The organism is Streptomyces sp. NPDC107546, assembly GCF_055639175.1.
This window is the reverse complement of record NZ_JBVKBA010000019.1, coordinates 128,806-141,727: the sequence shown is the minus strand read 5'-3', so window position 1 is coordinate 141,727 and position 12,922 is coordinate 128,806. Positions and strand designations below refer to the sequence as shown.

Below are 12,922 nucleotides of genomic sequence, written 5' to 3'. Positions count from 1 at the left end.
ATTGACTTCATGTGCGTCCACACAGTCCTCATGCCCCTGAACACGGCACGCAGACAGACGTAACGGAGTCCTACTAGTGCTGTGGCCGGAAAGGTTTGCAGTAAAGCTCGCGGCGTCCGGTGCGGTGCATCGCACGGCGGAGCGTCGCCCGCGTACCGGATGTACTGGGGCGGTGCGACAGCGCGGCGAGGTGCCGTGCCGGGCGTCGCGAGCCGGTGAACCTTTCCGGGGCAACGGCCCGGACAGCGGCTCGCCGACGCTTCCTTGAACCCGGAACGGGCCCCGCCGAGCGGTGCCCGCCCACACCATCGCTTCCGCAGGGTTCCGGCAGGCACCGCAAGGAGCCCCGCTTCTACCGGCCGATCCGCCGCACCCCGCTCATCGTGCCGTTCGGCCCGGCCGCCGGAGTGACCGTGATGCCCGTGCCGGGCGGCGAGACCGCCGTCCTCGGCAGCCGCACCAGCACCCTGGCCAAGGCCAAGACCCTCCCGACCCCTACATGAGGCGCCAGCTCGGCTACACCGGGGCCCGAGGCGCCTAACGGGCGACGATCGAAACGTTTGCGTTTCGCTGCGAGGTTCCCTACTCTCGGGACGGTGTACGAAACCGTTTCGGACAGAGGGCCCCTGCCTTCTCGCCGAAGCGCCCCCACACCGGCCGAACATCGAACGAACCGACGCCCACACCCCGTATCCCGAGCGCTGGACGGACACCGTCGTCCTCCTCCGCCTCGAGGTAGAAGGCACTGAGCCACCCGAAGCCCTTGAGCCCCGCAAGAGGGATCGCATGGAATTCATCCAGACCGAAGCCGTCCCGGCCACAGATTCCGGCCGAACCCACCACCATGCCGAGCCGAAACACCGATGGTGGGCGCTGGGCGTGATCGCCCTCGCCCAACTCATGGTGGTGCTCGACGCCACGATCGTGAACATCGCACTGCCGTCCGCCCAGCAGGACCTGGGCTTCGACAACAACGGACGGCAGTGGATCGTCACCGCCTACTCGCTCGCCTTCGGCAGCCTGCTGCTGCTCGGCGGCCGGCTCGCCGACCTGTTCGGCCGCAAGACCACCTTCATCATCGGCGTGGTCGGCTTCGCGGCGGCCTCCGCACTCGGCGGCGCCGCGAACGGCTTCACCATGCTCGTCGTCGCGCGCGCCGTCCAGGGCCTGTTCGGCGCCCTGCTGGCTCCGGCCGCGCTCTCCCTGCTGACCACGACCTTCACGGACACCAAGGAACGCGCGAGGGCGTTCGGCGTCTTCGGCGCCATCGCCGGTTCCGGCGCCGCCGTCGGCCTGGTCCTCGGCGGCCTGCTGACCGAATACCTGAACTGGCGCTGGACGCTGTACGTCAACGACGTCATCGCGGTCTTCGCGCTGATCGGCGCCATCGTCTTCATCAGCCGCTCGGTCCCGGCCCAGCGCCCCCGGCTGGACATCCCGGGCGTGATCCTGGTCTCCGGCGGCCTCTTCGGCGTCGTCTACGGCTTCGCCAACGCGGAGACGCACGACTGGAGCAACTGGATGACCTGGGGCTTCCTGGCCGCGGGCGGCGTCCTGCTGCTGGCGTTCTTCCTCTGGCAGACCCGGGCGAAGCACCCCCTGCTGCCGTTGCGGGTGCTGGCGGACCGCAACCGCGGCGCCGCCCTGTCCACCGTTCTCATCTCGTCCGCCGGCATGTTCGGCGTCTTCCTCTTCCTCACCTACTACCTGCAGGCGACGCTGGGCTACTCGCCGGTCAAGAACGGCGTGGCCTTCCTGCCGATGGTGGGCGCGCTGATGGTGATGGCGCAGCTGTCCACCAACGTGTTCGTGCCGAAGATCGGCCCCAAGGTGATCGTGCCCATCGGCATGCTGCTGGCCGCGGGCGGCATGGTCTGGCTGACCCGCCTCGGCCTGCACAGCGGCTACGCCGCGCATGTGCTGCCGCCCCTGCTGCTGATGGGCGCGGGTCTCGGCCTGTCGATGCCCGCGGCGATGAGCTACGCGACCCTCGGCGTCCAGGCGAGCGACCAGGGCGTGGCCTCGGCGGCCGTCAACACCACGCAGCAGGTGGGCGGTTCGGTCAGCACCGCGCTGCTCAACACGCTGGCCACCGGCGCCGCGACGGACTACGCGAAGCACCACATGACCGACCCGCTGGTCAAGGCGAACGCCGCGCTGCACAGCTACTCCACCGCGTACTGGTGGTCGGCCGGCTTCTTCGCCTTCGCGGTGCTGGTGACGGTGCTGCTCTTCCGCCGCAAGGCGACGCCTCAGCCGGCCGCGGACACGCCTGCCGCCCCGGCCACCCCCGAGCCCCTGGCCGTCGCCACCGCAGGGGACACCGGCGGCCGGGACACCGACCGTCCGGACATCGAACCGGACATCGAAGTCGACGGTCCGGACATCGAAATCGACGGTCCGGGAGTGATCCGCGGCCAGGTGCGGGACGGGGCGGGCACACCACTGGCACGCGCCGCGATCACCGTGCTGGACCCGACGGGCCGCCAGGTCGCCCGGGCCACCTCACACGAGGACGGCTCGTACGCCGTGGACACCTCCGCACGCGGGAGCCTGGTGCTCATCGGTTCGGCGGCCGGACACCAGCCGCAGGTCGCCACGCTGTCCCTGAACGGCGCACCGATCGCCTACGACCTGGTGATGCCCGCCGGCACGGGCACACTGTCCGGCACGGTGCGCGACACGGGCGCAGAGGCGTTGTCCGGAGCCCTGGTCGTGGTCACCGACGAGCGTGGCGCCGTGGCGTCCTCGACGACGACGGGAACCGACGGCACCTACCGGATCGCCGACCTCCTTCCCGGCGACTACGCGGTCACGATCACCGCCGCGGGCCGCCGCCCGGCAGCCTCCCTGGTGACGGTCACGACCGAGGGCATCCACCACGACATCGAACTCCGCGCCGCCGCCGACGTGCGCGGCACGATACGCACCCGGGACGGCCGCACGGTGGAGGACGCCCGGGTCACCCTGCTGGACGCGGAGGGCAACGTCGTCGCGGTCCGCTCCACCGGCCCGGACGGCACGTACGCCTTCACCGATCTCTCCGGCGAGGAGTACACGGTGGTCGCCAGCGGCTACCCGCCCGTGGTCACGCCGGTGAAGATCGACGGGAGCGGGCGCCAGCAGGTGGACGTGCTGCTGGGGCACGAGGAGGCGTAGGGGTCCGGCAACGGCGGCCGCCGGCCGGACCGTCCGACGGGGCGGTCCGGGCCGGCCGCACGCGCGGCCACGGCCGCATTCCTCATCGCAGTATCGGAGACGGCCCGCGGCCAGTTGCCGCAGCCACCGTCATTCGTGGAGCTGAGCTGCCGTGGGGCGCACCGCACGCATGCCCGAGGCGGGCTCGTGTGGGTCCTCGGGCAGCAAGGTCTCGTCCGGCCCGAAGTCAGGGGCCCGGAAGGGGTTCGTCGTCGGAGGCGGCGACGCTGCGGTGGAGCAGCGGGGTCGCCCGTCCAGGGCGGAGAAGAGCGGCGTCGGCTCGATGAGAGGTCTCTCTTTCGTGACAGGCCCCCTGAAGGGGCCTGGTGCGCCCTGACCGGGCACAGCGGTCCTACAACTTGGTCATCTTGGCGTACGGGCTCAAGATCCGCATTTGGGCCGAGCCGAAATCCACGAGCGCCGCGATCCCGTCCTCGATGCCGATCACCCGGCCGAGGCCGTAGACGTCATGGGTGACCTGGTCGCCCATGGCGAAGTGCTTGGGAGCCGGCATGACCGGGGCCTTGAAGGGGCTGGTAGGCAAATGACGCTTCTGTGCAGCACGCTTTGTCATGGCTCAGTATGACCCCACCTGTCCACCGTTCGCTGTGGCCGTCGGCACAGATCCGGGCGAGAGCCACCACCTCATGCCGCTGACCTGGGGCTTCGAGACCAATAGTGCGGCGAAATTCGACCGCAGGTCCCCTTCGCTGACGGTGGCTGACCGCCGCGTCCGGCACGGTTGCGGCACGAACCTCAGCCGATGACAGTCGGCCACGACAGCGAGTGCGCCGACCGATCAGGCGCGCGTAGGATCCGGCCACTCCCACCGGCCTCAGCAGCACTACCGGCTTGTGCCGTCGACCGGAACAAGCCGCGAGGGCCGCCCCGTGACAACGCTGCCCCCTCGTACTCACGAGCGTGGAAACGGGCTCGGGGACCGGCCCTGTCGGTATCCGTGGCCTGCCGGTATCCGTCGGCTGCCTGATCACCTCAACCGGTAAGACTCCGGCCGATTGGGCAGCCCCGCCGCGAAGTGACGAGGCTCGCCCCTCGCCTCAGATCCGCCCGCCGGTCAGACGGGTGATCGGACCGTGCGTGCGGCGTCCCGCACGGCGACCCGCCAGGTATGACGTGGCACCCAACGCCGACAATCCCGCACCCACACCGGCAGCGAGGAGCTTTCGATGGGCGATCAACGTCCAAGCCGTCTTGGCGAAGGCCACGGCCTGTCCCGAGGCGGCGATGACAGCCTGGCGGCCGGCTTGGACACGCTCGGCCGCGCTGTGCACAACCGCGGTGCCCGTCCCGGCCCCACGCTCGGCCGCGTCCACGGCCGCTGATGCCACGTCATCGGACTTCTCGGCCGCCTTGTCTGCCGCCTGCGACGCGGAAGCAGTCGCCTTCGCCGTGGCCCGCCGGGCCTTGGCAGATGAACTCCGCCTGGATACGGAATCTTGATTCGTGCCGCTGTTCGATTGACTCATGGACTTCGCGTTGCCGCTCGCGTCAACGGCAAACACCGTCGAGCGAGGCTCAGGCGCGGCTTCTCACCGCCTGACGGTGAAGTACAGCCAGGCACCCCATGTGCTGAGGTTGTCGGTGTCCTTGCTGTTGTGGACGTACTCGGCCCGTACACGGAACTTGCTGTTGACCGTCATGGTCAGGCTCAGTGTCGCGTTGGCGGTGCTCTTGGTGCTGAGCGTGCGGCATGAGGAGGTGCTCTGCGGGTGCCAGATGCCGCCGTAGTACCGCTGGGTCTGGAACTGCACGCACTGGCCGGCCTTGTTGGGGGCGACCGTGGCATTCAGTGTGGCTTTGGCGGTGCGGTGGTAGACCCGGTAGAAGATGCTGCCGTAGTGGGTGCTCCCGTAGTAGCCGCTCAGTGACTCGGATACCTGTGCGTAACTGGACGCGGTCCTGGTCGCGGTGGCTGGGGCGTAACGGTAGTCTCCGGCGAATGCTGCGGTGAACACGGTCTTTCGGGTGATCTTGTAGATCGCGGCCAGGTTGCCGTGGCTGTCCACCGTGCCGGTCCTGATCAGCGTCTTCTTGCCGCCGTAGGGCTGGGCGTAGATTGCGAGGGTCCGGCCGTTGTAGGTCGTGCCGAGGTGGGCGGTGGCCTTGACGGTCGCACCGTACGCGTACGAAGGAGCGTCGGTGGCCATGGATACCGCAGTGGCGCTGCGGGAGACCTGGACGGTCGTGGATGCGGTGACGCTCTGGTGGGTGGAGTCACCCGGGTAGGTCACGGTGTAGGTGTCGGCTCCCCCGGTCTGCGGGACATCGGTGATGCGGAAGGTGCCGTCGGCGGCGAGCACCGCATCCGGCAGTGCCACACCGGCGGGGTGGGCCAGGTCGCTCTTGACTGCGTGGACTACCTCACCAGAGGGGTACGGAGCTGCCGACAGCCGGCCGGCCACGGTCAGTTGTGCCGCTCGGGCCGCTGTCGCCGGGGCGGTGAGGTCGAGGGTGGTGGGGTTCGGGGGCGGCAGCTGCCACGGAACGTAGAACGTGTACGCAGCCGACGGCTGCGACTCGTTCCCTGCGGCATCAACCCCGACGACGTAGAGGGTGTGGGTTCCCCAGGTCAGTGCGGCCGTCACACCGCCCTTGCCCTGTGCGTCCGCTGGAACCCTGGCGGCTCCGATGCCGGGCTCCTGGTCCCAGGCGTACTCGAAGTGGTCCAAGCCGCTGGACTGGCAGTCGGGAGCTCCCGCCCGGGTGCATCCGGAGGGCAGGGGGTCGCTGGAACTGAAGCTGAATGTGGAGGGCTGCCCGGCAGCCTTCGTGGGCGTCCCCGGGCCGCCTGCCGGCGGGAAGTCCGGGTTGGTGACGACCGGGGTGACGGGCCGGCTTGCGTCCGTCCTGAAGTAGCAGGGCTCGGTCGCCTCCGAGTAGGCCGTTCCGTTGTACGTGGACGCGTGCCAGGCGTAGGTGTGCCCGTCCGTCAATGGCAGCGGGACGTACACGGATTGGTAGGTCGCCGGCGTCCAGGCGACGGACCCGTCCGCTGTCTGCGAGCCGTCCACGTCCCACGCGTGGACGACTCCCTGATTGGTCACTCCGTCCACCGTGGACCGCGGTATGCCTATGGAGACGGTCATGCCCTCGGGGGTGCCGACGGAGGGGACACGCCAGGCCGGGCTGCTGTCGCTGCCGCAGTCTGTGCCTGCCGGCACGGCGGGCGTCGGCAGTGCCGGGTCGATGGGGGTCTCGTCAGCGACCGCTGCCGCCGGGAGCGCTGCCACGAACGCGCCGGCCAGGAGAAACGCGAGCCAGCCGCGTCTGTGCGCGATGCGATTCACAGGTGTCTTCTTTCCGGGGCGGGCCCGTCCGCGTGGAGTGCCTGTGCTTGCCACGGGGTCAGCGCGTACGTCCAGTAGTGCGCGCGGCGTATTCCAGGACGGCATGCGTCCGACCGGCGCGCCCGGCCGCCTTCCCCCGATGCTGCGGCATGGAGCCGCAGAGCGGGCCGAGCCTAGCGGCGTCCAGGACGACACCGATGATCCTTGATCAACTTTTTGCTCCCGCAGTCCACTGCGACGGCCGCGACCGGGCCGATCGTCGAGACGCCACAATCGACGCGCTGACCCACCAGAACGGCACCGAACCAATGCCAGGTCGACCCATGCCCCGTGCCGCGTCTGCCATGCTCCACCGCCACAACTGCCCCCTTACGCCACCGCACGCCTCCGTGACGTCCTGGGCTGCGGCTCGGTTCCCGTGGTCCGGCCTGGACAGGATGAGGATGCATTTGCTGCATCAGACGTGGGGTGCGTTCCGGAGGGCGCCGGAACGCACCCCACGTGGCGGTGCCGGTGCCTCAGCGGCGGGTCGGCAGGGGCCTGGTCGTGTGCGGTGTGGAGACGGTGGCGGCACCGCGGGTGGTGGAGGCGGTGCTGCCGCCTGTTACAGCGAGGGGCCCGGCGGTGTAGAGGGCCTCGTCGAACGCTTGGCCATTGCTCGGGGCCTTGCCGACGGCGAAGGTGGAGACCGCCTTGCCGCCGATCACGGAGGTGGAGAGGTAGTCGCCGACCATGCTGCCCTGGGTGGAGGTTGCGATCTGGGAGAGGGACATGGGGCCCGCGACGGTGGTCGGGCTGCTCCAGGTGCTGCCGCCGTTGGCGGAGGAGATGTAGCCGACCTTCAGTTGGCAGGTGGAGGCGGTGCAGTTGGCGGTCGGGTAGAAGTAGTAGTAGAGGCCGATCTTCGCTGTCGTGCCGGAGGTGGTGGGGTCGATGCCGATGCCGGGGATGAAGTGGTCGGCGCCGCTGGTGGTGGCGTCGATCGGGACCCGGGTCACGGCGGACCAGCTGGTGCCGTTGGTGGAGGTCGCGTACACGATGTCGTTGGCCGGGCAGCCGGAGCGGAAGCGGCAGTCCTGCCAGGCGACGTAGATCTTGCCGGATCCGTCGATCTCCGCGGACGGCAGCCCTTCACCGTCACGCAGGTTCCCGGCCACGCCGTGGCTGGAGACGTTGGCGATCAGTGTGCTGGAGGACCAGCTGGTGCCGCCGTTGGTGGAGTTGAAGGCACGGACGGCGCTGCCGTTGGCGGAGTAGGGGACCACGACCGTGCCGTTGGGCTGCACCAGGGGCTGGCCGCCCAGGCCGCTGGGGCCGCCGGACGGGGCGACCGGTGCCGACCATGTGGCGCCGCCGTCGGTCGACCTGCTCATCACCACGGCGTTGCCGGAGGACGTGATGTCGACCTCGACGTAGCAGGTGCCGTAGTAGGGGCTGGAGGCGGTGTCGTCGCAGACGATCCATTCCTTGTCGTAGCCCTGGCCGTCGTTGCCGACCGCCATGACGGGGTTCTGCCAGCTGGTGCCGTTCGTCGAGCGGCTGACCGTCACGCCCGCTCCGTTGACGTTGGAGTCGATGACCAGCCCGGCGACCATCCAGGTACCGTGCTTGGCGTCGTACGCGACGGCAGGGTCGGACACGCGGGCCCAGCTGCCGCCGCCCTGGTAGGTGGTGATGCCGGGCAGCATGCCGTGCTGCCAGGTGGTGCCGCCGTCGGTGGAGGTGTTCCAGCCGATGTCGGAGGCGCCACCGTCGGTGAACCGGCCGACCTGGGAGGAGGCGACGATCGTGTTGCCGTACGCGAAGGTGTCGGGCTCCAGCTCGGTGGCGTGCTGGCTGGAGGTGTTGGTGAACGGGTCGGTACTGACCTGGGTCAGCCCCGGCGGCGGGGCGGTGGTGGTGAAGGCGACGTCGTCGTAGAGCGAGTAGGTCGCGTCGCCGGCGTAGTTGTCGTCGTGGCTGACCAGGGTGAGCTTGTAGCTGTGCCCGGCGGTCACCGCCGAGGAGACCTGCTTCCAGCCCTGGCCATTGGTGCACGTCTTCGCCAGCACCGTCGTCGTGGTGCCGGCCGTGGTGTCCGCCAGGGTCGCGGTGGCCCAGTCGTACGTCACCGTGTCCGGGCAGGTCACGCTGTACCAGAAGGACAGTTGTGTGCTGCCGGTGGGAGCGGTGAAGGTCTGGGCGATGGACGAGTCGCCGTTGGTGGGGGAGGTGCCGCCGACCCGGGCGGCGTAGGTACCCGTGTGCGCCCCGGAGCTGACCACCGACGTGGTGCCGGACGTGGTCCAACCGGTCAGACTCCCGGACTCGAAGCCTCCGTTGGAGACGTCGGCCAGCGCCGGGTGCGAAGCGAGGAGGAGGCCGCCTAAGGACAGAAGGGCGGTGGTGGCGGTCGCCACGGATCTGCGGAAAGCGGTGCGCGACATGAGGAGACCCCTTGTCGGTGATGGGGGTGGGATCGGGGGCACCGCCGACGCACGGCCGGCGGTCCGCCCCGGGGACGACGTTTCAGGAACAGGTCCCTGGCCCTGCGTGGATCAGGACAGGGTCACGTCGTCGCAGCGGGTGTACGTGGCGTCACCCGTGTAGTTGCCGTCATGGCTGATCAGGGTGAGCGTGCAGCTGAGTGGGGCGGTGACGGACGCGGTCTGGAGCGCAGGGTGGGGGAGGTGTGGTGCCGGACGGCGGGACCGGTGTCGGCCGAGTGGTGGGCGACCGGGGCGGCGGCGTCGGGGGCGGCCTGGGCGGCCGGCGCGGAGAGCCAGAGTGCGGGAACAGCGGTCAGCATCGCGGTGAGCGCGGCTATCCGGCCGCGTCTGTGCCTGGATCGGGACACTGAACATCCTTTCTAGCAGCCGGAGTTCACCCGGCATGTGAGGCGGAGAAGGACGTTCACGCCGATGGAGCGCGTGTTCGCAATCCGGGATGCTTGCACCGGACATGTCACACAACAAGAGAGAAGGAGCCTGGACGGCTCGAAGCAACCGAGAATTTACGGAGGACGGTCAACTCACAGTAAAAACAGAGGGCTTTCCCTGTATCGCCACACGGGGCACCCTGTATCGCTCGTCCCGCGGCGTGGACGTCCGCTGGGGCGGGAACGCATTGCCGTACGGCCGCGTCCCAGCTCCGGCCTGATCCGCTCTCCGACCTGGGGGCGCCATGAGACGCCGTCGCAACGGCACCCACTTTCTCGCGGTGGGTTCGCGGAACGGCTTCTCCGGGGCCCGTCCCGCAGACGCCCTGCCCCGTTACGACCCCCACCGCCCAGGCCGTTGACCAGCGAAATGCAGAAGCCCGGCTGGAGTACGAGGCGCCGTCCCAAAGTTCTGTCGGAGACCGCGAGCGATCTCCAACACCTTTCCATAACCGTTCCTGTTCGCCCCGTTGACACCCCGCACACCCCCTCTTAGGGTCACGCCAACATTCCGAACAACTGGCGATATTTCGAACGGTTGAAGGCGAGTGTCCTGTGTATCGCTGAAATCAGTACACACGTGGCCTGGTGCGCTGTGGTGCAGCCTGACGCACGTACAGGTGCGTATCGGCAAAGGGATCACGAGACTCGGCGAGGTCCGGATGACGGACCGCACCGACGCTGAAGTCCGGTCTGTCCAAGGCGCCCGGGGGACCCACCCGTGCAGCACCCCCCTGCGGAACCTGAACCTGGACATCGCCCGGAAGCGGGCACGACGCGATCGACGCGCTCTCGACCTGCTCGCCGGCTGCCCGGCCCCGCTCCATAGGTTCCCCCGCCGAAACCTGATACGCCGTCATGCTCTCAACGACGAGAAGAACAAGGAACGATCACCATGCACGACCGAAGAGCCGCCCTCGCTGCCATCGCCGGAGCCGCCTCCCTCGCCCTCACCTTGACCGCCTGCGGCTCCGGCCAGAACAGCGAGGGCAGCTCCAAGGGCGGCACCATCGGCATCGCCATGCCGACCCAGTCCTCCGAGCGGTGGATCACCGACGGCAAGAGCGTGGTCCAGGACCTACAGGCCCAGGGGTACAAGACCAAGCTGGTCTACGGCGAGAACGACCCGGAAACCCAGGTCTCACAGATCCAGAACCTGATCAAGCAGGGCGTCGATGCACTGATCATCGCGGCCATCGACAACAAGTCGCTGAACGGCGTGCTCCAACAGGCCGCCGACGCGCACATCCCGGTGATCTCCTACGACCGGCTCATCCTCGGCACCAAGAACGTCGACTACTACGTCTCCTTCGACAACGACCAGGTCGGCCGGCTCCAGGCCCTCTACATCATCGACAAGCTCGGCCTGGAGCACGGCAAGGGCCCGTTCAACATCGAGCTGTTCGCCGGCTCCCCCGACGACAACAACACCAAATACTTCTTCGACGGCGCGATGCACCTCCTGCAGCCATACCTGGACAGCAAGCAGTTGGTCGTCCAGTCCGGCCAGACCGCGCTCAGCCAGGTCACCACCCTGCGCTGGGACGGGTCCACCGCGCGGAAGCGCATGAACGGCATCCTCGCCAAGTCGTACAGGAGCAGCAAGATCGACGCGGTCCTGTCGCCGTACGACGGCATCTCCATCGGCGTCCTGTCCGCGCTGAAGTCGGACGGCTACGGCTCCGGCAGCAAGCCCCTCCCGGTCATCACCGGTCAGGACGCCGAGCTGCCCTCGGTGAGGTCAATCATCGCGGGTCAGCAGTCGCAGACCGTTTACAAGGACGTCCGCCAGCTCGCCCAGGCCGCCTCGAACATGGTCGTCGACATACTCAACAACAAGCCGCCGCAGGTGAACAGCAGATATGGCTACAACAACGGTGTCAAGACGGTGCCCGCCTACTTGCTGCAGCCGACGAGCGTGGACAAGACCAACTACAACCTTGTTCTGGTCCTGAGCGGCTTCTACACCGCCGCCGAGCTCAAGTAGCGGCACGACGATGGCGGCATCCCTCTCGCCCCGAGCGCGATCGCCAGACGAATGCGCCCCGGCGAGACGGGACGAAGCGGCCGCGATGAGGAGAGGATGGTCGGAATATTCTGGTTTGTGTAGAGAACGGCGGTGATCAGAAGTGGCCCTCCAACGCCAAGTCCCACGCCCACACCTTCGTGACGCCCTCCGGCTCGTGCTGGCCGGTTCCCTGGCCGCCATCCTGACGCTTGGCGCCGATCCCGCCCGGGCGGGATCCGCGGGCCACGTTTCGACGATCGACGCGGCGACCCACCGGATGACCGTCACGGATCACGGCCGGACGGTGATGACCTTCACCGCGGGCTTCGGAAAGCCCGGCTTCCGTACGCCGTCCGGAACCTTCCGCGTACTGGGCAGGGACGCGGTCATCACGATGACCTCGTGCAGCGCGCACATCACGTGCAATCCGCGCAATCCCAACTACTACGTCCTCACGGTCCACTGGGCTGTGCGCCTGACCAGTTCCGGCGTGTTCGTCCACGCGGCGCCCTGGGACCACGCCATCGGCCGGGCCGACACCTCCCACGGCTGCATCCACCTGAGCACGGCGGACGCCCACCGCTTCTACGATTTCAGCCGGGCCGGCGACACAGTGATCGTCAAGAACACCGGCGGCTTCGCCGGCGGCCCGAGCGGTCCCTGACGCCCCGGCGTGGTCAACACTCCTGACCGGGATTCTGACTCGGGACAGGGATGTCTTTGCTCGGTCCAGATGCATTTGCCGTCGCGGAGGTAACGGGCGCCCCGGCGTCTTGAGAGGGCGGCGACGAGTTGCAGGCCGCGGCCGCCCTCGTCCGTGTAGGCGGCGTGGCGGATGCGCGGGGTGCTGAGGCTGCTGTCGTGGACCTCGCAGGTCAGGGAGCTGCTGCGCAGCAGGCGCAGGCGGATGGGCAGCTCCCGGTCCCTGCATCAGGACGCCCCGGGGCTCGTCGGAGCCAGGCGGTTGGGCCGGTGCCCCTCAGTAGGTGCCGGCTGTCCTCGCAGGCGCCCGTGGGTTGCCCCGCGGGAGCCCGGCCCTCGTTTCGACCGGCGGGTGCGGCTCGGCCGGTGCAGACTCGCACCCCCGCCCAGCGTGCCCCCGGCACATGTGTGGACGTCGGGTGCTTCGCTGGCCCTGCGTCGTTCGGACGGTGGTCCAGCTGAACCGGTGGGCGCCTGGCACGTAGCCGATGTGAGTCCCTGGCGGGGCACATGGACCAGGGCACAGAGAGACGCTTGCCGGAGCGCGAACCAGCGGCTCTTCTGGTCCCGATGCTCGATCGGCTCGAACCAGGAACGGATGCCGGAGGCGGCTGTGACGGGCAGGGCATCCCGCTCGCGGTGTCGCTGACCGGCGGCAACCGCCACCACGTCACCCAGTCGCTGCCGCTGCTGGACGAGATCCCGGCCGTGGCCGGGGGCGTCGGCGGGCCGCGGCGACGGCCGGACACGGTGTTCGCGTCGGGCGCTTATCCGGGGGAACGGGCGAAC

At 69.0% G+C, this 12,922-nt stretch carries 7 protein-coding genes and 3 pseudogenes; 5 read left to right on the top strand and 5 right to left on the bottom strand.

The features are described 5' to 3' along the window. Positions 1-323: 323 nt before the first annotated feature. Both ACZ7L1_RS26150 and ACZ7L1_RS26145 read left to right on the top strand, forming a co-directional pair. A pseudogene (locus ACZ7L1_RS26150) lies at positions 324-541 on the top strand (oxidoreductase); the annotation flags it as partial. A 245-nt stretch (positions 542-786) separates the two neighbouring features. After that, the gene (locus tag ACZ7L1_RS26145) at positions 787-3,159 is read left to right on the top strand and encodes an MFS transporter (RefSeq protein WP_471440442.1); all 2,373 of its coding nucleotides are present in this window, start codon (positions 787-789) and stop codon (positions 3,157-3,159) included. Positions 3,160-3,550: 391 nt separating this feature from the next. Here the strand turns inward: ACZ7L1_RS26145 and ACZ7L1_RS26140 are convergent, their stop codons facing one another. The 4 genes from ACZ7L1_RS26140 to ACZ7L1_RS26125 all read right to left on the bottom strand — a co-directional run bounded on the left by ACZ7L1_RS26140 (position 3,551) and on the right by ACZ7L1_RS26125 (position 8,932). Continuing rightward, positions 3,551-3,772 (bottom strand): hypothetical protein, encoded by a 222-nt coding sequence (locus tag ACZ7L1_RS26140; RefSeq protein ID WP_471440441.1) that lies wholly within the window; start codon positions 3,770-3,772, stop codon positions 3,551-3,553. 484 nt (positions 3,773-4,256) lie between these two features. Further along, positions 4,257-4,685 carry a hypothetical protein gene (locus tag ACZ7L1_RS26135; protein WP_471440440.1) on the bottom strand — a complete coding sequence of 143 codons (429 nt, stop codon included), beginning with the start codon at positions 4,683-4,685 and terminating at the stop codon, positions 4,257-4,259. A gap of 63 nt (positions 4,686-4,748) precedes the next feature. Next, positions 4,749-6,506, bottom strand: coding sequence for a hypothetical protein (locus ACZ7L1_RS26130; protein ID WP_471440439.1), 1,758 nt, complete (start codon positions 6,504-6,506; stop codon positions 4,749-4,751). Between the two features lie 518 nt (positions 6,507-7,024). Then, positions 7,025-8,932: a hypothetical protein gene (locus ACZ7L1_RS26125; protein WP_471440438.1), complete on the bottom strand. Its 1,908-nt coding sequence runs from the start codon at positions 8,930-8,932 to the stop codon at positions 7,025-7,027. Positions 8,933-10,318: 1,386 nt separating this feature from the next. Here ACZ7L1_RS26125 and chvE point away from each other — a divergent pair. Beyond that, positions 10,319-11,410, top strand: a complete 1,092-nt coding sequence (gene chvE / locus ACZ7L1_RS26120; protein WP_471440437.1) for a multiple monosaccharide ABC transporter substrate-binding protein — start codon at positions 10,319-10,321, stop codon at positions 11,408-11,410. Positions 11,411-11,606: 196 nt separating this feature from the next. Then, positions 11,607-12,095, top strand: a complete 489-nt coding sequence (locus ACZ7L1_RS26115) for a L,D-transpeptidase (RefSeq protein WP_471440436.1) — start codon at positions 11,607-11,609, stop codon at positions 12,093-12,095. Here the strand turns inward: ACZ7L1_RS26115 and ACZ7L1_RS26110 are convergent. Then, a pseudogene (locus ACZ7L1_RS26110) lies at positions 12,017-12,343 on the bottom strand (ATP-binding protein); the annotation flags it as partial. The gene ACZ7L1_RS26115 and the pseudogene ACZ7L1_RS26110 overlap by 79 nt on opposite strands. Before the next feature lie 405 nt (positions 12,344-12,748). Between ACZ7L1_RS26110 and ACZ7L1_RS26105 the strand changes: the two are divergent. After that, positions 12,749-12,893 (top strand): annotated as a pseudogene (locus tag ACZ7L1_RS26105) (IS5/IS1182 family transposase); the annotation flags it as partial. Positions 12,894-12,922: the final 29 nt, after the last annotated feature.

Excerpts from the sequence above, each read along its gene's own strand:
- ACZ7L1_RS26145 (WP_471440442.1), top strand. The coding sequence starts at position 787 with ATGGAATTCATCCAGACCGAAGCCGTCCCGGCCACAGATTCCGGCCGA.
- ACZ7L1_RS26140 (WP_471440441.1), bottom strand. The coding sequence starts at position 3,772 with ATGACAAAGCGTGCTGCACAGAAGCGTCATTTGCCTACCAGCCCCTTC.
- ACZ7L1_RS26135 (WP_471440440.1), bottom strand. The coding sequence starts at position 4,685 with ATGAGTCAATCGAACAGCGGCACGAATCAAGATTCCGTATCCAGGCGG.
- ACZ7L1_RS26125 (WP_471440438.1), bottom strand. The coding sequence starts at position 8,932 with ATGTCGCGCACCGCTTTCCGCAGATCCGTGGCGACCGCCACCACCGCC.
- chvE (WP_471440437.1), top strand. The coding sequence starts at position 10,319 with ATGCACGACCGAAGAGCCGCCCTCGCTGCCATCGCCGGAGCCGCCTCC.